Origin of the sequence: Tabrizicola sp. (assembly GCF_022842145.1) — a bacterium.
Taxonomy (GTDB): Bacteria; Pseudomonadota; Alphaproteobacteria; order Rhodobacterales; family Rhodobacteraceae; genus Tabrizicola.
Window position 1 is genome coordinate 1 of sequence record NZ_JALHQD010000013.1, and the last position, 20,972, is coordinate 20,972.

At 63.7% G+C, this 20,972-nt stretch carries 19 protein-coding genes, 1 tRNA gene and 1 pseudogene; 19 read left to right on the forward strand and 2 right to left on the reverse strand.

All coding sequences use genetic code 11. The features are described from left to right. The 7 genes and pseudogenes from tuf to Q0C42_RS21185 all read left to right on the forward strand — a co-directional run. Positions 1 to 258: pseudogene (tuf, locus tag Q0C42_RS21155) on the forward strand (elongation factor Tu); the annotation flags it as partial. 67 nt (positions 259 to 325) lie between these two features. Further along, positions 326 to 844: an alkylphosphonate utilization protein gene (locus Q0C42_RS21160; protein WP_295080935.1), complete on the forward strand. Its 519-nt coding sequence runs from the start codon at positions 326 to 328 to the stop codon at positions 842 to 844. Between the two features lie 98 nt (positions 845 to 942). Next, positions 943 to 1,242: a ribbon-helix-helix domain-containing protein gene (locus tag Q0C42_RS21165; protein ID WP_295080938.1), complete on the forward strand. Its 300-nt coding sequence runs from the start codon at positions 943 to 945 to the stop codon at positions 1,240 to 1,242. 87 nt (positions 1,243 to 1,329) lie between these two features. Further along, positions 1,330 to 1,725, forward strand: a complete 396-nt coding sequence (locus Q0C42_RS21170; RefSeq protein WP_295080941.1) for a VOC family protein — start codon at positions 1,330 to 1,332, stop codon at positions 1,723 to 1,725. A 45-nt stretch (positions 1,726 to 1,770) separates the two neighbouring features. Continuing rightward, the gene (locus Q0C42_RS21175; RefSeq protein WP_295080943.1) at positions 1,771 to 2,292 is read left to right on the forward strand and encodes a Twin-arginine translocation pathway signal; all 522 of its coding nucleotides are present in this window, start codon (positions 1,771 to 1,773) and stop codon (positions 2,290 to 2,292) included. A gap of 15 nt (positions 2,293 to 2,307) precedes the next feature. Then, positions 2,308 to 3,876, forward strand: a complete 1,569-nt coding sequence (locus tag Q0C42_RS21180) for a GMC family oxidoreductase (protein WP_295080946.1) — start codon at positions 2,308 to 2,310, stop codon at positions 3,874 to 3,876. 87 nt (positions 3,877 to 3,963) lie between these two features. Continuing rightward, on the forward strand, positions 3,964 to 4,350 hold the full coding sequence (locus Q0C42_RS21185) for a DUF6766 family protein (RefSeq protein ID WP_295080949.1): 387 nt from the start codon (positions 3,964 to 3,966) through the stop codon (positions 4,348 to 4,350). Here the strand turns inward: Q0C42_RS21185 and Q0C42_RS21190 are convergent. Both Q0C42_RS21190 and Q0C42_RS21195 read right to left on the reverse strand, forming a co-directional pair. Next, on the reverse strand, positions 4,347 to 5,198 hold the full coding sequence (locus tag Q0C42_RS21190) for a hypothetical protein (protein WP_295080952.1): 852 nt from the start codon (positions 5,196 to 5,198) through the stop codon (positions 4,347 to 4,349). The genes Q0C42_RS21185 and Q0C42_RS21190 overlap by 4 nt on opposite strands. A gap of 110 nt (positions 5,199 to 5,308) precedes the next feature. Then, entirely contained in the window at positions 5,309 to 5,479 is a 171-nt protein-coding gene (locus Q0C42_RS21195) for a DUF2256 domain-containing protein (RefSeq protein WP_295080954.1), read from the reverse strand. Positions 5,480 to 5,595: 116 nt separating this feature from the next. Between Q0C42_RS21195 and Q0C42_RS21200 the strand changes: the two genes are divergently transcribed. The 12 genes from Q0C42_RS21200 (at position 5,596) to Q0C42_RS21255 (ending at position 20,920) form a co-directional block, all read left to right on the forward strand. Further along, positions 5,596 to 5,671: transfer RNA gene (locus tag Q0C42_RS21200), tRNA-Trp, on the forward strand. Between the two features lie 103 nt (positions 5,672 to 5,774). After that, a complete protein-coding gene (locus tag Q0C42_RS21205) occupies positions 5,775 to 6,290 on the forward strand; it encodes an LPS assembly lipoprotein LptE (RefSeq protein WP_295080957.1) in 516 nt (171 codons plus the stop codon). A gap of 294 nt (positions 6,291 to 6,584) precedes the next feature. Then, positions 6,585 to 6,776 (forward strand): preprotein translocase subunit SecE, encoded by a 192-nt coding sequence (gene secE / locus Q0C42_RS21210; protein ID WP_295080960.1) that lies wholly within the window; start codon positions 6,585 to 6,587, stop codon positions 6,774 to 6,776. Between the two features lie 169 nt (positions 6,777 to 6,945). Further along, a complete protein-coding gene (nusG, locus tag Q0C42_RS21215) occupies positions 6,946 to 7,479 on the forward strand; it encodes a transcription termination/antitermination protein NusG (protein WP_295080963.1) in 534 nt (177 codons plus the stop codon). A 118-nt stretch (positions 7,480 to 7,597) separates the two neighbouring features. After that, complete coding sequence (gene rplK / locus Q0C42_RS21220; protein ID WP_295080966.1) at positions 7,598 to 8,050, forward strand: 50S ribosomal protein L11; 453 nt, start codon at positions 7,598 to 7,600, stop codon at positions 8,048 to 8,050. 5 nt (positions 8,051 to 8,055) lie between these two features. Beyond that, complete coding sequence (rplA, locus tag Q0C42_RS21225) at positions 8,056 to 8,754, forward strand: 50S ribosomal protein L1 (protein ID WP_295080969.1); 699 nt, start codon at positions 8,056 to 8,058, stop codon at positions 8,752 to 8,754. A 286-nt stretch (positions 8,755 to 9,040) separates the two neighbouring features. Next, entirely contained in the window at positions 9,041 to 9,556 is a 516-nt protein-coding gene (rplJ, locus tag Q0C42_RS21230) for a 50S ribosomal protein L10 (RefSeq protein WP_295080972.1), read from the forward strand. Between the two features lie 63 nt (positions 9,557 to 9,619). Then, the gene (rplL, locus tag Q0C42_RS21235; protein WP_295080975.1) at positions 9,620 to 9,997 is read left to right on the forward strand and encodes a 50S ribosomal protein L7/L12; all 378 of its coding nucleotides are present in this window, start codon (positions 9,620 to 9,622) and stop codon (positions 9,995 to 9,997) included. A 236-nt stretch (positions 9,998 to 10,233) separates the two neighbouring features. Next, on the forward strand, positions 10,234 to 14,367 hold the full coding sequence (rpoB, locus tag Q0C42_RS21240; protein WP_295080978.1) for a DNA-directed RNA polymerase subunit beta: 4,134 nt from the start codon (positions 10,234 to 10,236) through the stop codon (positions 14,365 to 14,367). An 88-nt stretch (positions 14,368 to 14,455) separates the two neighbouring features. Continuing rightward, positions 14,456 to 18,706 (forward strand): DNA-directed RNA polymerase subunit beta', encoded by a 4,251-nt coding sequence (rpoC, locus tag Q0C42_RS21245; protein ID WP_295080982.1) that lies wholly within the window; start codon positions 14,456 to 14,458, stop codon positions 18,704 to 18,706. Between the two features lie 160 nt (positions 18,707 to 18,866). Next, a complete protein-coding gene (locus tag Q0C42_RS21250; RefSeq protein WP_295080985.1) occupies positions 18,867 to 19,655 on the forward strand; it encodes a universal stress protein in 789 nt (262 codons plus the stop codon). 383 nt (positions 19,656 to 20,038) lie between these two features. After that, entirely contained in the window at positions 20,039 to 20,920 is an 882-nt protein-coding gene (locus Q0C42_RS21255; RefSeq protein WP_295080988.1) for a DMT family transporter, read from the forward strand. Positions 20,921 to 20,972: the final 52 nt, after the last annotated feature.

The window sequence follows — 20,972 nt, forward strand, 5'->3', positions numbered from 1 at the left end:
TATATCCTGACCAAGGAAGAAGGCGGCCGTCACACGCCGTTCTTCGCGAACTACCGCCCGCAGTTCTACTTCCGGACCACGGACGTCACCGGGACCGTGCAGCTGCCGGAAGGCACTGAAATGGTCATGCCGGGCGACAACCTGAAGTTCGTCGTGGAATTGATCGCGCCGATCGCGATGGAAGAAAAACTGCGCTTCGCCATCCGCGAAGGCGGCCGCACCGTCGGCGCCGGCGTCGTGTCGAAGATCATCGCTTAAGAAGCGATGAAACCATCCAGAAGGCGCGCGGCACTCCGCGCGCCTTTTTCATTTCAAGGATCACCCCATGTCCGCCTGCGCCTTGTGTGCTGCCCCCGACGCCGCCCCGACACCGCTTACGCCCGGCGATGACGTGGCCCTCCTGTGCCCGGTCTGCGCCGCCGCCCTGGAAGGCAAGATCACCCCAGGACCGCGCTGGCGCTGCCTTGGTGACGCGGTGTGGTCCGAGGATCCGGCCACGCAGATTGCCGCGTGGCGCCTTCTGCGGGCGCTGCCGACCGAGGGCTGGGCGGCCGAACTTCTCGACACCGTCTATCTTGATCCCGAGGTCCTGAAGCGCGCCGAAGCGGGGCGCGAGGACGAGATTCCGAAAGTCGAACATCGGGACAGCAACGGTGTCCTGCTTGCACCGGGCGATACGGTGGTGCTCATCAAGGACCTGCCGGTCAAGGGCAGCTCGATGGTGGCCAAGCGCGGCACCTCTGTTCGGGGCATCCGGCTGATACTGGACAACGCCGACCAGATCGAGGGTCGGGTGAACGACCAGCAGATCGTGATCCTGTGCCAGTACGTCAAGAAGACGTGATCGGTGAAGAGGCCCGGGTCCCACCAATGTCGCGTTGACGATTCGTCCGATCCGGCCCACCTTTCCCGGCGTTCACAAGGCCAGCAGGGAGGCCAGCCATGTGTCAGATGTTCGCCGGGCAGGACCCGGCCCGGTATGAATATGTCACCCGACGTTTGCGGCTGAACGGCCAGTCCACCAGCATCCGGCTGGAGCGGGCGTTTTGGGGCATGGTCGACCAGATGGCGGCGCGGGATGGGTCCTCGACCCCCGGATTTCTGTCCAAGCTGCATTCCGAGGTCCTGGAACAGCATGGTGAGGCCACGAACTTCACCTCGCTGCTGCGCTGCGCCTGCATGATCCACCTGGGCGAGCTGGAGCAGGTGCCCCAGCCCGGCGCAGCGATCGCGGCTGAATAGGAAAATCCGCCTGTAGTATTCACGTACTACCTACCCCCAAAATTGGTCCGGTAATCTTACCAGATCAACAGGACCTCCGGGGGGACAATGGCCAAGCTGATACACTCGATGATCCGCGTGCTCGACGAGGCGCGGTCCCTGGCCTTCTATGAAACCGCCTTCGGGCTGAAGGTCGCCGAACGGCTGGATTTCGACAGTTTCACGCTGATCTATCTGTCCAACCCGGAGCAATCCTTCGAGCTGGAACTGACGGTCAACAAGGGCCGGACCGAGGCTTACAATCTGGGCGATGGCTACGGCCACCTTGCCCTGAGCGTCGATGATGTCGACGCCGCGCACGCCCGGATGACGGCGGCGGGACTCGCCCCGCGCAAGTTAGTGGACTTTGCACCTGCGGGCAGCGTGATCGCCCGCTTCTTCTTCATCGCAGACCCCGACGGCTACCAGATCGAGGTCCTGCAACGGGGCGGTCGCTATCTCTGAGGAGGGAGGGCGGGCGCTTCGGTATCGAAATCAAGGGAGGAAACCATGACGAAACATGATCTTCGGGGGCTGACCCGGCGTCAGCTCCTGTCGCGCAGCCTGTCTGCCGGAGCGCTGGCGATGGTCGGCACCGGCTTCATCGCCGCGCCCGACGCCGCCTGGGCGGTCGAGGTGACCACGATCACTCCGGAACAGATGGCGACGCTGCTGCAGATGGCGCGCGACATCTACCCGCATGACCAGGTGCCGGACCAGTTCTATGCCGTGGCGGTCAAGGGCTATGACAGCGAAGAAAAAAAGGCCCTGGTGGCCGAGGGTGTTGCAGCCCTTGACGCTGCCGCCAAGGCCGCCGGGTTCGACAGCTATGTCGCGGCGGGATGGGAGGAAGACCGGGTCAAGCTGCTGCAGGGCATGGAGACGACACCCTTCTTCCAGACGGTGCGGTCGGGCCTGGTGACCGGGCTTTATAACCAGAAAGAGGTCTGGCCGATCTTCGGCTACCAGGGGGAAAGCTTCTCTCAGGGTGGCTACATCGAGCGCGGCTTCAACGACATCGACTGGCTTTGAGAGGAGGGCGAACACATGGCAACGTTTGATCTGAACGACGATTCAGTGGTCGTCATCATCGGCACCGGGGCAGGGGGCGGGGTCCTGGCCAACGAGCTGGCGCAGAAGGGCGTCAAGGTCGTGGCGCTGGAAGCTGGGGGCCGCTATCTGCCCGAAGACTACATCAACGACGAATGGGAAAGCTTCGGCCAACTGGCCTGGCTTGACGCCCGGACCACCAGCGGCGACTGGCGCGTGGCCAAGGATTTCTCGGGCCTCCCGGCCTGGATCGTGAAGGCCGTCGGCGGCACCACGACCCACTGGGCGGGCGCGTCGATCCGCTTTCAGGATCACGAATGGAAGGCGCTGTCCACCTACGGCGCGGTCGAGGGGGCGAACCTTCTCGACTGGCCGATTGACGGGGCGGAAATGGCCCCCTGGTATGATCTAGCGGAAACCAAGCTGGGTGTAACCCGTACCGGCGACCGCGCGGGCCTGCCGGGCAACAACAACTACCTCGTCTTCGAGAAAGGCGCCAAGGCGCTTGGCTACAAGGAAGTCCACACCGGCCGCATGGCGATCAACTCGGCCGACTACGATGGCCGGATGGCGTGCCAGCAGACCGGCTTCTGCTTCCAGGGCTGCAAATGGGGCGCCAAGTGGTCCGCCGCCTACACCGACATCCCGGCGGGCGAGGCGACGGGCAACCTGGAGGTGCGCGACCGCTCCCACGTCGCCAAGATCCTGCATGACGAGTCCGGCAAGGTCACGGCGGTCGAGTATTTCGACAAGGACGGCAACAAGCAGACCCAGAAGGCCCGTATCGTCTGCGTGGCCGGCAACACCATCGAGTCGCCTCGCCTGCTGCTGAACTCGGCCTCCGAGATGTTCCCGAACGGGCTGGCCAACTCCTCCGACCAGGTGGGGCGCAACTACATGCGGCACGTCACCGGATCGGTCTATGCGGTCTTCGACAAGCCGGTCCGCATGTGGCGCGGTACCACCATGGCCGGGATCATGCAGGACGAGGCGATCCACGAGCCCGACCGCGGCTTCGTCGGCGGCTACGAGCTTGAGACGCTGGCCCTTGGTCTGCCGTTCATGGCCGCCTTCCTGAATCCCGGCGGCTGGGGCCGCAGCTTCACCACCGCGCTCGACAGTTACGAGAACATGGCGGGGATGTGGATCGTAGGCGAAGACATGCCGCAGGCGACCAACCGGATCACGCTTCACCCCGAGCAGAAGGACCAGTTCGGCCTGCCGATCCCGAACGTCCACTTCGATGACCATCCGAACGACATCGCGATGCGCGACCACGCTTACAAGCAGGGTATCGCGATGTACGAGGCCGTGGGCGCCACCCGCGCCTTCCCGACCCCGCCGTACCCGTCGACCCACAACCTTGGCACCAACCGCATGTCGGAAGATCCCAAGGACGGTGTGTGCAACAAATGGGGCCAGACCCACGACATCGCGAACCTGTTCATCTCGGACGGTTCGCAGTTCACCACCGGTGCGGCGGAAAACCCGACGCTGACCATCGTCGCGCTGGCGATCCGCCAGGCCGACCACATCGCCAAAGAGATGGCAGCGGGCACCATCTGATTTGCCGACGGGCCGGGGGCAGCGCCTCCGGCCCGTCGGAACCATTCGGCCCCCAGCAGGGTTCTCGCCTCAGCAACGGAGGCTGGAATGTCCATCTGGAAACGCTACAGCTACGCTTGGATCACGCTGATCCTGTTCCTTGGCGCATTCATCGGCCACTGGACCTTCGGCTGGTTCGCCTATGTCGACCAGCAAGCCCAGCATGGCGCGCCGATCCTGGTGTCGGAATACCTGGTCGAGATGGGCCGCGACACGATGGAGAACTGGCAGTCCGAATTCCTGCAGATCCTCTGGCAGGTCGGTGGCCTGGCCTTCTTCCTGTTCGTCGGATCACCGCAGTCGAAGGAAGAGGACGACCGGCTGGAAGAGAAGCTGGACCTTATTCTTCGCACGCTTCGCCCGGTGGACGCCGACGATTACATCGCCGAGTTCAACCGCCGCTTCCCCGGTCGGGATGTGGGGCCAAAGCTTTAACCCCGTGCCCGCGCCTGCCGCATCTGCCAGCCCAGCCGCACGCCCGGATGCGCCTTGATCTGATCGAGCATTGTCTTGAAGGGCGCGCGCTGGACCATGCCCTCGTGCCAGGCCGCTGCCTCGCGCACCCGGCTCATCAGCTTGCCGTCAGTCAGTTCCCCCACCTTCGCCGCGATCAGCGCAGCGTGGGTCACCGGGGCAACGGTCAGGAAGACAAGGCCCACCTTCGGCACATGGGCCAGCGGCACGAAACAGTCGCGCAAGCGCACCATCTGGGCGCAAAGCCAGGGTTGCACCGACATCAAGTAATCCTGCTGCACCAGGATCGACCGCCCCGGCACCAGCGCCGGAAAGAACTCGGCCGCGATGTGGTCGGCCATCGCCGAGCCTTTCGCGGCATCGACCGAAAGAACCTCGATCGGCCCCGCAGTCCAGCGTTGCGCACCGATATCGCCGACATGCAGCGTGACGCGGTCGGCCCAGGGCGCAAGGTGTCGTTGAACCAGCGGCAACAGGTCAGCGTCATCGGCGTCGGGCAGCGGCTCGCTCGGCATGTACCGCGCCCATAGCGCGCGTGAGGTCCTGAAGCGGTCATAGCTATGAACGTGGCAAGCCCGGCCGGACAGCGCGAGACCCGACAAAAGCCGGGCCGCAGAGCCTCCGGCATAGGCGCCAAGGTCGACCACGGCGCCGTCGCCCTTCACCCGGCGACCAAGCCAGTGGTAGAGAAGCTGCTCCTCGGGCGTCAGCATGGTTGGCACACGCGCCGCCGGGCCAAGATCGGCCCCGGCTACCGCAACCCAATGCCGGGCGGCGAACTCTGCCACGATGTCTGCTGCTGTCTGCACCGGGTCCTCCTTGGACCCAAGACTAGGGAACGGGCCCTGTCCTGACCAGACGGCTCCTCGTTCGACTTCGTCTTCTCGTCGCGGTTGGCCGACCCCGCCGCATCAGGACGTCATCGCGGCGCGGCACCAACCTCGCGCTTTGCACCGGTCTTCCGGCACCGATCCGAACAGTAGCGCACCTCGTCCCAGTCCCGCTCCCACTTCTTGCGCCAGCTGAACGGCAGTCCGCAGCACAGACAGGTCTTCTGCGGCAGATCCGATTTCCTGCGCATCTTCGGCATCCGGACCTCCAGTTCACGCGGGACAAAGCTGGTGCGCGGGCGGTCCCTGACAAGCCACCCGCACGAAGAGAATCCCTTGACCTCTTGCGCCACCTGCCTTAACCCGACCTCCGCGTAGGGGTATAGCTCAGCTGGTAGAGCGACGGTCTCCAAAACCGTAGGTCGCGGGTTCAAGCCCTGCTGCCCCTGCCATCTCCCATCAGTTACGTCACGTCGTTACAGGTTCCGTCCGGGAACCCGGCAAGTTTTCGCGCGTTCTCTCTCCATGCACCTGATCACAGGAATGGAGATATCTATGATTCACGCAAAAAAGACGGCGTCCGTTGCACTTCTGGCCCTGCTCGCCAGCCCGCTTGCCGCCGCCGTCGAAAAGGTCGCGGGGATCGACGTCACGGTTGACGTCACTGCCATCACCAACGCCGAGGCCGCTACCTTCTGGGCGGACCTTGAAGCCGACCTCGAAAACGCCATTGCCGCGCGGGTGACCGACCGGCTTGCAGCCGAAGAGGTGAAGCCGGACGAGAACGGCGTGATCGATGGTACCCAGATCAAGGTCGACATCCGCGAAGTCGAGCTTGCGAGCGCATTCGAGCGCGAGCTGAACCTTGGCGATGCCGTGCTGGTCGGACAGGTCACCATCGTGGACACCGACAGCAGCAACGCCGACGGCTACGAGCTGCAGGTTTCGTTGGAAAATGCCCAGGTGGTCGTGCCTGAGGGGGCGGTGCTTCTGCTCTCCACCGACACGTCCGGTGCCTATACCCGGCTGGTCGAGGCTTTCGCCGACGGCATCGTCACCCGGCTGAAGTGACACGGTAAAGCTCTGCCTCTCTTCTGTCCCGGGGAATGCAGAGTTGACTGCGTCCGGCGTCCATACGGGCGCCGGACGTCTTTTGTCCGCTCGCTGCGGGGCTTCCGTGGCCATTGAGACAGCGGAAACCGCAGAAAGTTGGTTTCTGAGATGTTACGGTCCGCAGACAACTCGTTGTTATCACGGCATTCCCTTGCGTGTCCCGTGTGGGCGAATGCATCTCCCCCAGCGTGGAGCTTGAATTCCCCGGCCCAAACCCGTATCTCCGGCTTCGAACCCAAAGCCGGAATCCCCATGTCCACGACGAACCCCATCCAGTTCCTCCAGCAGGTCCGCGCCGAAGTCGCCAAGGTGGTCTGGCCCACCCGCCGCGAGGTTCTGCTGACCACGCTGATGGTCTTCATCCTGTCCGCCCTTGCGGCGACCTTTTTCAGCCTGGTTGACCTCGGCATCCGGACGGCGCTGCAAGCGATCATCGGCGCCTGATTTCGACGCGGCTCCGGCTTTCCCTCTTGAATTGAGGATGGGCAGGGGGTAGACCCCGCGCCAACCAAAGGGACACCGGCGCGCATCGATTCGGGGTGCGCGCTGTTTTTTGTTCCGGGACCACACGAAGACGGGGCCGAATGGCCCGGGCAGCAAGGAAGCAGGCAAGATGGCGAAGCGCTGGTATTCGGTAAGCGTTCTCTCGAATTTCGAGAAGAAGGTAGCCGAGCAGATCAAGACCGCCGTCGCCGATGCGGGGCTTGAAGAAGAGATCGACGAAGTCCTGGTGCCGACCGAGGAAGTGATCGAGGTCCGCCGCGGCAAGAAGGTCACGTCCGAACGTCGCTTCATGCCTGGTTACGTGCTGGTCCACATGGAAATGTCGAACAAGGGTTACCACCTGATCTCGTCGATCAATCGGGTGACGGGGTTCCTTGGTCCGCAGGGCAAGCCGATGCCGATGCGCGACCACGAAGTGAACGCGATCCTGAACCGCGTCGAAGAAGGTCTGGAAGCGCCGCGCAACCTGATCCGTTTCGACATCGGCGAGACGGTTCAAGTGACCGACGGCCCGTTCGAAGGCTTTTCGGGCATGGTCGAGGATGTGGACGAGGCTCACAGCCGCCTGAAGGTCACCGTCTCGATCTTCGGCCGGGCGACGCCCGTGGAACTGGAATTCACTCAGGTCTCCAAAGGGAACTGAGTGCATCGCGTGGGAGGCGAGCGCCCGATCCTCTGAAAAGGGGGAGGGGTGACGGACCGGACCACTAAACCGCGTCTACCCAATTCCGGGCGGACGCTGTGACAAAGGAGAAGGCCAGATGGCCAAGAAGATTATCGGCAGCCTGAAGCTGCAAGTCAAAGCCCAGCAAGCGAACCCGTCGCCCCCGGTCGGTCCGGCCCTGGGTCAGCGCGGCCTGAACATCATGGCCTTCGTGAAGGAATTCAACGCGAAGACCGCCGAGATCGCCCCGGGGACGCCGACGCCCGTGATCATCACCTACTACCAGGACAAGTCGTTCAGCCTGGAGCTCAAGACCCCGCCGGCCGCGTTCCTGATCAAGCAGGCCGCCGGTCTGCCGTCGGTTGGCAAGCGGAACCGCACCAAGGGTTCGGCCAAGCCGGGCCGCGAGGTCGCCGGTTCGATCACCGCAGCCCAGCTGCGCAAGATCGCCGAGACCAAGATGAAGGACCTGAACGCGAACTCCGTGGAAGCTGCAATGCAGATCGTCCTCGGCTCTGCGCGGTCCTGTGGCATCGAAGTGAAGGGCTGATCGTCATGACGAAAGTTGCAAAGCGCGTCGCCAAGGCGGCCGAACTCTTCGCTGGCAAGGCGAACATCACCGTCGAAGACGCGGTGAAACTGATCAAGCAGGCTGCATCGGCCAAGTTCGACGAAACCGTCGAGATCGCGATGAACCTGGGCGTCGACCCGCGTCACGCCGACCAGATGGTCCGTGGTGTGGTGGCTCTGCCCAACGGCACCGGCAAGACCGTCCGCGTCGCTGTCTTCGCCCGCGGCGCCAAGGCTGACGAAGCCCGGGCCGCTGGCGCCGACATCGTCGGTGCGGAAGACCTGATGGAGACGATCCAATCCGGCAAGATCGAGTTCGACCGTTGCATCGCGACGCCGGACCTGATGCCGCTGGTCGGCCGCCTGGGCAAGATCCTCGGGCCGCGCAACCTGATGCCGAACCCGAAGGTCGGCACCGTGACGATGGACGTGAAGGCGGCCGTCGAAGGTGCCAAGGGCGGCGAGGTCCAGTTCAAGGTCGAAAAGGCCGGCGTGATTCACGCGGGCGTGGGCAAGGTCTCGTTCGACGACGCGAAGCTGGCGCAGAACATCCGCGCCTTCGTCGACGCTGTGTCCAAAGCCCGCCCGACGGGCGCCAAGGGCACCTACCTGAAGAAGGTGTCGCTGTCGTCCACGATGGGCCCGGGCGTGTCGGTCGACATCTCGTCGGCGACCCAAGCCTGAGACAATGGTGGGCGACCGCGCGGCAAGCCCGCGGAACCGCCCACCTGCGAAATCCCGACCCGCAAGGGGAGGGGGACTACCCGGGCCGCAAGGCAAGCCCTTCAGGCCCGGTTCTGTCCGAGACGGTGGGTGGCGCGCAAACGTCATAAATCCTGCCCGAGATGGGGAACGAGATTTGGGGCACCTTCGGGTGATCTTGGTTTCGGGAACCTGATTACGGACCCGAACGCCCCCGCAAGGGGGCACACATGAGCCGGGGGGAAACCCCCAACCTTGGAGTGAAACTGTGGATAGAGCCCAAAAAGAGAAAGTGGTCGACGAACTCGGCCAGATCTTCGAAAGCTCTGGCGTTGTGGTGGTTGCCCACTACACCGGGATGACGGTTGCACAGATGCAGGACCTGCGCGCGAAGCTTCGCGACGTGGGTGGGTCCGTTCGCGTTGCCAAGAACACGCTCGCCAAGATCGCCCTTGAAGGGAAGCCCGCTGCAAAGATGGGTGACCTCCTCACGGGCATGACCGTGCTGTCCTTCTCGGAAGACCCTGTGGCTGCGGCCAAGGTCTGCGAGGCCTACGCCAAGTCGAACGACAAGTTCGTCATCATCGGCGGGGCAATGGGCGACACGGTTCTGGACCAGGCTGGTATCAAGGCCGTGGCTGCCATGCCGTCGCGCGAAGAGCTTCTCGCTCAGATCGTGTCGTGCATCGGTTCGCCCGCGTCTGCCATCGCCGGGGCCATTGGTGCGCCTGCGTCGAACATCGCGAGCATCCTGTCGACCATCGAGGAGAAGGCTGCGGCCTGACCCAATACCCGGTGTGGTTGACCCCGCATCGTTGGAACCCATCTTAACAAACGGAACTGTAAAATGGCTGATCTGAACAAACTCGCCGAAGAGATCGTTGGTCTGACCCTCCTGCAAGCTCAGGAACTGAAGACCATCCTGAAGGACAAGTACGGCATCGAGCCGGCCGCCGGTGGCGCCGTCATGATGGCTGCCGGCCCGGCTGCTGCTGCTGCCGCTCCGGCTGAAGAGCAGACCGAATTCGACGTCGTCCTGACCGACGCCGGCGCCAACAAGATCAACGTGATCAAAGTTGTGCGCGAACTGACGGGCCTCGGCCTGAAGGAAGCCAAGGACCTGACGGAAGCTGGCGGCAAGATCAAGGAAGGCGTCTCGAAAGCCGACGCCGAAGCGATGAAGAAAAAGTTCGAAGAAGCTGGCGCCAAGGCCGAGCTGAAGTAATCGGACATCGGGGGCAACCCCGGCAAAAAGCAGGGCTGGGGCCGAGGAATTCGGTCCCAGCCATGCGCGTCTTGGAAGGGGCTTTCGCGCAAAGCCTCTCCCCAGACGCGGCGGGTTCGGGAGCCACCCTTCGGGACGGGCGGCACGAATGGAACCCATCGGTCTCTTCGCAAGCGGTGCGCGCCCGTGGCCCGACGGGTGGTGCGCCAGCGAAAAATGGAAAGGTGACCAGACACATGGCGCAAGCTTATGTTGGCCAGAAACGCATCCGCCGCTATTTCGGTAAAATCCGCGAAGTGCTGGAGATGCCGAACCTGATCGAGGTTCAGAAATCCTCCTACGACCTCTTCCTGCGGTCCGGTGACAGCGACAAGCCGCTGGACGGCGAAGGCATCCAGGGCACGTTCCAGTCGGTGTTCCCGATCAAGGATTTCAACGAGACCTCGGTTCTGGAGTTCGTCAAGTACGAGCTGGAAAAGCCGAAGTACGACGTTGACGAATGCCAGCAGCGCGACATGACCTATGCGGCACCCCTGAAGGTGACGCTGCGCCTGATCGTGTTTGATGTCGATGAAACGACCGGGGCACGGTCGGTCAAGGACATCAAGGAACAGGACGTCTACATGGGCGACATGCCCCTGATGACGCACAACGGCACGTTCATCGTGAACGGCACCGAACGCGTGATCGTCAGCCAGATGCACCGGTCGCCCGGCGTGTTCTTCGACCACGACAAGGGCAAGACCCACTCCTCGGGCAAACTGCTGTTCGCCTGCCGCATCATCCCGTATCGCGGCTCGTGGCTGGACTTCGAGTTCGACGCCAAGGACGTGGTCTTCGCGCGCATCGACCGCCGCCGGAAACTTCCGGTGACGACGCTGCTTTACGCGCTTGGCATGGACCAGGAAGGCATCATGGATGCCTATTACGAGACGATCAACTTTGCTTACGTGAAGAACAAGGGTTGGGTCACCAAGTTCTTCCCGCAGCGCGTCTCTGGCACCCGCCCGGCCTATGACCTGGTCGACGCCGCAACCGGCGAAGTCATCCTGAAAGCAGGCGAGAAAGCCACGCCGCGCATGGTGAAGAAGTGGAAGGACGAGGGCACGGTCACCGAGCTTCTGGTTCCCTTCGACCACATCATGGGCCGCTACGTCGCCAAGGACATCATCAACGAGGAAACCGGCGAGATCTGGGTCGAGGCCGGCGATGAGCTGACCTGGGAACTGGACCGCGACGGTGAAGTGAAGGGCGGCACCGTCAAGGTCCTCCTGGACCAGGGGATCACCGATATCCCCGTTCTCGACATCGACAACGTGAACGTCGGACCCTACATCCGCAACACGATGGCGGTCGACAAGAACATGGGCCGCGACACCGCGCTCATGGACATCTACCGCGTGATGCGCCCCGGCGAGCCGCCGACCGTCGAAGCGGCCTCGCAGCTGTTCGACACGCTCTTCTTCGACAAGGAGCGTTATGACCTCTCCGCCGTCGGCCGCGTGAAGATGAACATGCGCCTCGACCTCGGCAAGCCCGACACCCAGCGCACGCTGGACCGCGAGGACATCATCGCCTGCATCAAGGCGTTGACCGAACTCCGCGACGGCAAGGGCGAGATCGACGACATCGACCACCTCGGCAACCGCCGGGTCCGGTCCGTCGGCGAACTGATGGAAAACCAGTACCGCGTCGGTCTCCTGCGGATGGAACGCGCGATCAAGGAACGCATGTCGTCGGTGGAAATCGACACGATCATGCCGCAAGACCTGATCAACGCGAAACCGGCCGCCGCTGCGGTGCGTGAATTCTTCGGCTCCTCGCAGCTGTCGCAGTTCATGGACCAGACCAACCCGCTGTCCGAAGTGACGCACAAGCGCCGCCTCTCGGCCCTTGGGCCGGGCGGTCTGACCCGCGAACGTGCAGGCTTCGAGGTTCGCGACGTCCACCCGACCCACTATGGCCGGATGTGCCCGATCGAAACGCCGGAAGGCCAGAACATCGGCCTGATCAACTCGCTGGCCACTTTCGCCCGCGTGAACAAGTACGGCTTCATTGAAACCCCGTACCGCAAGGTGATCGACGGCAAGGTGACAGACGAGGTCATCTACATGTCGGCGACCGAGGAAATGCGCCACACCGTCGCCCAGGCCAACGCTGGCCAGGACGCCGAGGGCCGCTTCACCGAAGAGCTGATTTCCAGCCGGAAGGCCGGGGAATTCATGCTGAACCCGCCGGATTCGGTGGACCTGATCGACGTGTCGCCGAAGCAGCTCGTGTCTGTTGCGGCATCGCTGATCCCGTTCCTGGAAAACGACGACGCCAACCGCGCCCTGATGGGCTCGAACATGCAGCGTCAGGCCGTGCCGCTGCTGCAATCCGATGCCCCTTTCGTGGGCACCGGCATCGAAGCGGTTGTTGCGCGTGACAGTGGCGCCGCCATCATGGCACGCCGTGCGGGCGTCATCGACCAAGTCGACGCCACCCGTATCGTCGTTCGCGCGACCGAGATGCTGGACCCCGGTGAACCCGGCGTCGACATCTACCGTCTGCGCAAGTTCAAGCGGTCGAACCAGTCGTCCTGCATCAACCAGCGCCCGCTGGTGAAGGTGGGTGACGTGGTGAAGCGCGGCGAAGTGGTGGCCGACGGCCCCTGCACCGACATGGGCGAACTGGCCCTTGGCCGGAACGTCGTCGTCGCCTTCATGCCGTGGAACGGCTACAACTACGAAGACTCGATCCTGATCTCGGAACGCATCCTGCGCGACGACGTCTTCACCTCGATCCACATCGAGGAATACGAAGTCGCCGCCCGTGACACCAAGCTCGGGCCCGAGGAAATCACCCGCGACATCCCGAACGTCGGCGAGGAAGCGCTCCGCAACCTGGACGAAGCCGGGATCGTCTATATCGGCGCTGAAGTGCAGCCGGGCGACATCCTCGTGGGCAAGATCACCCCCAAGGGCGAAAGCCCGATGACGCCGGAAGAAAAGCTCCTCCGCGCCATCTTCGGTGAAAAGGCTTCGGACGTCCGCGACACCTCGCTGCGCCTGCCGCCGGGGGCTTTCGGTACCATCGTCGAAGTGCGCGTCTTCAACCGCCACGGCGTCGACAAGGACGAACGCGCCCTGCAGATCGAGCGTGAGGAAGTCGAACGCCTCGCCCGTGACCGCGACGACGAACTCGCGATCCTGGAGCGCAACATCTACGCGCGCCTCAAGACCCTGATCACCGGCAAGACCGCGGTGAAGGGGCCGAAGGGCATCAAGTCCGGTTCGACCATCGACGAAGAACTGCTGGGCACGCTGTCGCGCGGCCAGTGGTGGCAACTGGCCCTTGGTGAAGAAAACGACGCCAAGGACGTGGAAGCCCTGCACGACCAGTTCGAAGCGCAGAAGCGCGCCCTGGATCACCGCTTCGACGACAAGGTCGAAAAGGTGCGCCGCGGTGACGACCTGCCTCCGGGCGTCATGAAGATGGTCAAGGTCTTCGTCGCGGTGAAGCGCAAGCTGCAGCCGGGCGACAAGATGGCCGGCCGTCACGGCAACAAGGGCGTCATCTCCAAGGTCGTCCCGATGGAAGACATGCCGTTCCTTGCGGACGGCACGCCGGTCGACCTCGTGCTGAACCCGCTTGGCGTGCCCAGCCGGATGAACGTCGGTCAGATCCTGGAAACCCACATGGGCTGGGCCGCACGCGGTCTGGGGATCAAGATCGACGACGCTCTGAAGGAATATCGCCGGTCCGGCGACATGACTCCGGTGCGTGAGGCTGTCCGCTTCGCCTATGGGGACGAGACCTACGAAGAGGCCTTCGCCGGCCGCGACGAGGATGAGTTCCTGGAACTGGCAGGCAACGTGACCAAGGGCGTTCCGATCGCGACCCCGGTCTTCGACGGCGCGAAAGAGGCTGACGTGAACGACGCGCTGACCCGCGCCGGATTCGACACCTCGGGCCAGTCGGTCGTCTTCGACGGCCGCTCGGGCGAGCAGTTCCAGCGCAAGGTGACCGTGGGCGTGAAGTACATGCTCAAGCTGCACCACCTTGTCGACGACAAGCTGCACGCCCGTTCGACCGGTCCGTACTCTCTGGTCACGCAGCAGCCGTTGGGTGGTAAAGCCCAGTTCGGTGGCCAGCGTCTCGGCGAGATGGAGGTCTGGGCTCTGGAAGCTTACGGCGCCGCCTACACCCTGCAGGAAATGCTGACGGTGAAGTCGGACGACGTGGCAGGCCGGACCAAGGTCTACGAGTCGATCGTCAAGGGCGAGGACAACTTCGAAGCCGGCGTGCCGGAATCGTTCAACGTCCTTGTCAAGGAAGTGCGGGGCCTCGGCCTCAACATGGAACTCCTGGATGCGGAGGAGGAGTGACCGGAATTTTCGAAAATTCCGGGCCGGTTTCTTCGAAGAAACCGGCTCTCCACCCCTCTGACCGCAGCCCTTCATATGGGAAGATAAAATGAACCAGGAACTCTCGACCAACCCGTTCAGCCCGGTTGCACCGGTCAAGACCTTCGACGAAATCAAGATCTCTCTGGCCTCGCCAGAGCGGATCCTCTCGTGGTCCTTCGGCGAGATCAAGAAGCCGGAAACCATCAACTACCGCACGTTCAAGCCGGAACGCGACGGCCTCTTCTGCGCCCGTATCTTCGGGCCGATCAAGGACTACGAATGCCTCTGCGGCAAATACAAGCGCATGAAGTATCGCGGCGTCGTCTGCGAAAAATGCGGCGTTGAAGTCACGCTGCAGAAGGTGCGGCGCGAGCGGATGGGCCACATCGAACTGGCCGCCCCCGTCGCCCACATCTGGTTCCTGAAGTCGCTGCCCAGCCGGATCGGCCTCATGCTCGACATGACGCTGCGGGATCTGGAACGCATCCTCTACTTCGAAAACTACGTCGTCATCGAGCCGGGTCTGACCGACCTGACCTATGCCCAGATGCTGACCGAAGAAGAGTTCCTCGACGCGCAGGACCAGTATGGCGCCGACGCCTTCACCGCCAATATCGGCGCTGAAGCGATCCGCGAAATGCTGTCCGCGATCGATCTGGACGCGACTGCCGAGCACCTGCGGGAAGAGCTGAAGGAAGCCACCGGCGAACTGAAGCCGAAGAAGATCATCAAGCGGCTGAAGATCGTCGAGTCGTTCCTGGAATCCGGCAACCGCCCGGAATGGATGATCCTGACCGTGCTTCCCGTGATCCCGCCGGAACTGCGCCCGCTGGTCCCGCTGGACGGCGGCCGCTTCGCCACGTCCGACCTGAACGACCTTTATCGTCGCGTCATCAATCGCAACAACCGCCTGAAGCGCCTGATCGAGCTTCGCGCCCCGGACATCATCGTCCGGAACGAAAAGCGGATGCTGCAGGAAGCCGTCGACGCGCTGTTCGACAACGGCCGTCGTGGCCGCGTGATCACGGGCACCAACAAGCGCCCGCTGAAATCGCTGTCGGACATGCTGAAAGGCAAGCAGGGCCGCTTCCGTCAGAACTTGCTCGGCAAGCGCGTCGACTTCTCGGGTCGTTCGGTCATCGTGACCGGCCCGGAACTCAAGCTGCACCAGTGCGGGTTGCCGAAGAAGATGGCTTTGGAACTCTTCAAGCCGTTCATCTACTCGCGGCTTGAAGCCAAGGGCCTGTCCTCGACTGTCAAACAGGCGAAGAAGCTGGTCGAGAAAGAGCGCCCCGAGGTTTGGGATATCCTGGATGAAGTCATCCGCGAACACCCGGTCCTTCTGAACCGCGCGCCGACGCTGCACCGTTTGGGCATCCAGGCGTTCGAGCCGATCCTGATCGAAGGCAAGGCGATCCAGCTGCACCCGCTGGTCTGCTCGGCCTTCAACGCGGACTTCGACGGTGACCAGATGGCCGTCCACGTCCCGCTGAGCCTTGAGGCCCAGCTGGAAGCCCGCGTCCTGATGATGTCGACGAACAACGTCCTGTCGCCAGCCAACGGCAACCCGATCATCGTGCCGTCGCAGGACATGGTCCTCGGCCTTTACTACGTCACGATGGAGCGCAAGGGCATGGTCGGTGAGGGCATGGCCTTTGCCGACATCGACGAAGTCGAGCATGCGCTGGCTGCCGGTGCCGTGCACCTGCACGCCAAGATCAAGGCGCGTCTCCGTCAGGTCGACGAGACCGGCAACATCGTCTGGAAACGCTTCGACACCACGCCGGGCCGCCTGCGGCTTGGCAACCTCCTGCCGTTGAACGCCAAGGCCCCCTTCGACCTGGTGAACCGTCTTCTGCGGAAGAAGGACGTCCAGACCGTCATCGACACCGTCTACCGCTACTGCGGCCAGAAGGAATCGGTGATCTTCTGCGACCAGATCATGACCCTCGGCTTCCGTGAGGCGTTCCGTGCCGGCATCTCGTTCGGCAAGGACGACATGGTGATCCCGGATACCAAGTGGACCATCGTCAACGAGGTCAAGGAACAGGTCGCCGGCTTCGAACAGCAGTACCTCGACGGCCTGATCACCCAGGGCGAGAAGTACAACAAGGTCGTCGACGCCTGGACCAAGTGCAACGACAAGGTGACCGAGGCCATGATGGCCACGATCTCCGCTGTCCGCCACGACGAGAACGGCGCCGAGCGCGAGCCGAACTCGGTCTACATGATGGCCCACTCCGGTGCCCGGGGTTCGGTCATCCAGATGAAGCAGCTGGGCGGCATGCGCGGCCTGATGGCCAAGCCGTCGGGTGAGATCATCGAGACGCCGATCATCTCGAACTTCAAGGAAGGTCTGACCGTTCTTGAATACTTCAACTCGACCCACGGCGCGCGGAAAGGTCTCTCCGACACCGCGCTCAAGACGGCGAACTCGGGCTATCTGACCCGCCGTCTGGTCGACGTGGCGCAGGACTGCATTGTCCGCAGCCACGATTGCGGCACCGAACAGGCGATCATGGCTTCGGCTGCGGTCAACGACGGTGAAGTGATCGTGCCGATGGGCGAGCGCGTCCTTGGTCGCGTCGCGGCCGATGACGTCGTGGTTCCGGCGACCGGCGAAGTCCTGGTGGCCCGGGGCGAGCTGATCGACGAACGCCGTGCCGACCTGATCAACGGTTCGGGCGTCGCCCAGATCCGCATCCGTAGCCCGCTGACCTGCCAGGCCGAGGAAGGCGTTTGCGCGCTTTGCTACGGTCGTGACTTGGCCCGCGGCACGCTGGTGAACATCGGTGAAGCGGTCGGCATCATCGCCGCCCAATCCATCGGCGAACCCGGTACCCAGCTGACGATGCGGACCTTCCACATCGGCGGCGTGGCGCAGGGCGGCCAGCAGTCGTTCCTGGAAGCCAGCCAGGAAGGCAAGATCGAGTTCCGCAACGCCAACCTCTTGTCCAACGTCACCGGCGAACAGATCGTCGTGGGCCGGAACATGCAGATCGCGATCATCGACGAGGCGGGCCAGGAACGGGCCGCCCACAAGCTGACCTACGGCGCGAAGCTTCACGTCAAGGAAGGCGAAACTGTCAAGCGCGGCCATAAACTCTTCGAATGGGACCCCTTCACCCTGCCGATCATCGCCGAAAAGACCGGCGTGGCACGGTTCAAGGACCTCGTCGCGGGGATCTCGGTTCGCGAAGAAACCGACGATGCGACGGGCATGACCCAGAAGATCGTCTCGGACTGGCGTTCGGTGCCCAAGGGCGGCGACCTCAAGCCCGAGATCATCGTGATGGACCCGGCCACGGGCGATCCGGTGCGCGGCGACAGCGGCAACCCGATCACCTACGCCATGTCGGTGGACGCAATTCTGTCGGTCGAAGACGGCCAGGAACTGCGGCCCGGCGACGTGGTGGCGCGTATCCCGCGCGAAGGTGCCAAGACCAAGGACATCACCGGGGGTCTTCCCCGCGTGGCGGAACTGTTCGAAGCCCGTCGTCCGAAGGACCACGCGATCATCGCGGAAACCGATGGCTATGTCCGCTTCGGCAAGGACTACAAGAACAAGCGCCGCATCACCGTTGAACCGGTCGATGAGACGCTGACCGCCGTCGAATACATGATCCCCAAGGGCAAGCACATTCCGGTTCAGGAAGGCGACTTCGTCCAGAAGGGTGACTACATCATGGACGGCAACCCGGCTCCGCACGACATCCTGCGGATCCTGGGGATCGAGGCGCTTGCCAACTACATGATCGACGAAGTGCAGGACGTCTATCGTCTGCAGGGCGTGAAGATCAACGACAAGCACATCGAAGTCATCGTTCGGCAGATGCTGCAGAAGTTCGAGATCCTCGATGGTGGCGACACCACACTCCTCAAGGGCGAACAGGTCGAGAAGATCGAACTGGACGAAGAAAACGCCAAGTCGGTCGCCCGTGGTGGCCGTGAGGCGAAGGCCGAGCCGGTCCTTCTGGGGATCACCAAGGCGTCGCTGCAAACCCGCAGCTTCATCTCGGCGGCCTCGTTCCAGGAAACCACGCGGGTCCTTACCGAAGCTTCGGTGCAGGGAAAGCGCGACAAGCTTCTGGGCCTGAAGGAAAACGTCATCGTCGGCCGCCTGATCCCGGCGGGCACCGGTGGCGCCACAAGCCGCGTGAAGAAGATCGCTGCCGACCGTGACCTCACCGTCATCGAAGCGCGCCGGTCGGATGCTGAAGAAGCAGCCGCCCTCGCCGCCCCGCTGGCCGTGATGGAGCCCGAGCTCGACAAGGACCTCGACACCGGGTTGGTCGATACGATCGAAAGCCGCGACTAAGACGCGCGGCCTTCGGGCAGGACATCAGCCCCGCCGACCGACAGGTCGGCGGGGCTTTTCTTTGCGCTTTCGCGCATCGTTTCGGCCCGGCATCCTTGTTGGAAGGCATTGCCATACATACCTCCGCTCCAGGAAATCTGTGGACAGGAGACCCCATACAATGCCCGTTCGTTCGATCGTCACCCATGCCGAGCCGTCAAGTCTGAGCCAGGACCCCGCGGCGCTTTCACTGGCACTGGGATGGGCTGCTGCTCTGGACGCTCGGGTGATCGTGCTGGCATTCCCGATCGATGTCTCCGACAGCGGTGCAGATGACGTCGACTTCGCCGCCACAAGGTCCGCCGTCGCCGCACTGGCCGGCCGGGCAGGGGTCGCAACCGCGGTGGTCGACCGCTCAAGCTTTGCCTACGGGATTGGCGAGGTCTTTGCCGACCACATGAAGGTGGCCGACCTCGGCATCCTGACCGGGCGGCGCGGCCCTCTGGTGGGCGAGCGTCTCCTGGCACAGGCCGCTCTGTTCGATTCCGGTCGCCCCCTCGTCATTGCGCCGAAGACGACCGCCACCACCCCGCCGCGCCGCGCTCTGATTGCCTGGGACGGCACCCATGCTGCCGCCCGCGCAATGCAGGACGCTCTCTCTCTCCTTCCCCCGGGTGGGGAAGCCATCGTCGCCCGCGTCACCGACCACAAGGTGCTCCGGATGGATCAGTCCGGGATCGAAGCCGCGCATCACCTCGCCCGCCACGGCATCAAGGCCGAGTTCCGCGAGATCCCCCGTAGCGGCCGCGATATTCACGATGCCCTTGTTGCTGCCGCGACCGAGGCGGGCTGCGACCTGATCGTCGCCGGTGCCGTTCGCCACTCCCCGATCCACGAACTGGTGTTTGGCAGCGTCACCGGCCGGGTCCTCGAGGGCGGCTGCCCCTTGCCGGTGCTTCTTTCGGCCTGATCTGGACGGACCGGCGGCTTTGATGCAGATCGGGCCGCCGGCGTCAGCCAGACGGACGGATGGTCCCCCGGCGCGGCTCCACCAGAGCTGACGCCTTTCACATTTGCCCCAATATCCTCTGGGGGTTTGGGGGGCGAAGCACCCCCAATGCCCGAGCCCGTTGCGCGTTCTTCACGCGGAACGGGCGAGACATAAGACTTGCGCGCCAGCGCCCATGTCGAAAACCGCGACCTGCGCCAAGGATGCAAACCTTTCCAACCGGTTTACACCCCCACCTAACCCCTTGAGTCCAAACATCCTGGGCATCTGTCCGCGCGCGGGCACTTCCCCTTCCCCTTGGCGCCTGCTACCCAAGGCCCAGGAGAAGGACCCTGCCAGTGCCAATGTCAGAGAACCTCCGCGGCATCCTTCTGATGTGCGCCTCGATGGCCGCCTTCACGATCAACGACACCTTCATGAAGTCGGTCACCCAGACTCTTCCATTGTTCCAGACCATCGGCCTGCGCGGATCGATCGCTGTCGTGGGCCTCCTGATCCTCTGCCTCGCCACCGGAGCTTTCAGGTTTCGCCCCAACCGCCGCGATGGCTGGCTGATCCTGCTCCGCTCGCTGGCCGACGTGGCCGCCACGATCCTCTTTCTCGAAGCCCTCCTCCGGATGCCGCTCGCAAACCTCGCGGCCATCCTGCAGGCGCTGCCCCTCCTCATCACCCTCGCCTCGGCGCTGGTCTACGGCGACAAGATCGGCTGGCGGCGGATGACCGCGATCCTCGTCGGCCTCGTGGGCGTCCTGATCATCATCCGCCCCGGGACCGAGGGGTTCGACCGCTGGGCGCTGCTTGGCCTTGCCTCGGTGGCCTGCGTCGTGGTGCGTGACCTCTCGGTCCGACCCTTGCAGGGCCAGGTCCCCTCGACTCTGGTTGCCTTGGGCGCGGCCGTCGCGGTGACGCTGATGGGCTGGACCGGCGTCAGCTTCCAGGGCTGGCACACCCCCACCAACTGGGAGCTTTACCGGGTCCTTGGCGCGGGCCTTTTCCTCATCGTCGGCTATCTCACCTCGGTCGCCGCCATGCGCCACGGCGACATCGGCCTTGTCGCGCCGTTCCGATATACCTCGCTTCTCTGGGCCATCGTCCTGGGGCTGGTGGTTTTCGGCGACCTGCCCGATGTCTGGACCCTGATCGGGGCAGCAATCGTGGTGGCTGCAGGCCTTTTTACCCTCTGGCGCGAGCGGCGAATCCGGATGCTGGCGCCCCAGGACCCTTGAAAGGTCCGCACATTCCGGCAGACTGATCCAAGGCGACCGCGATCAGGAGGAG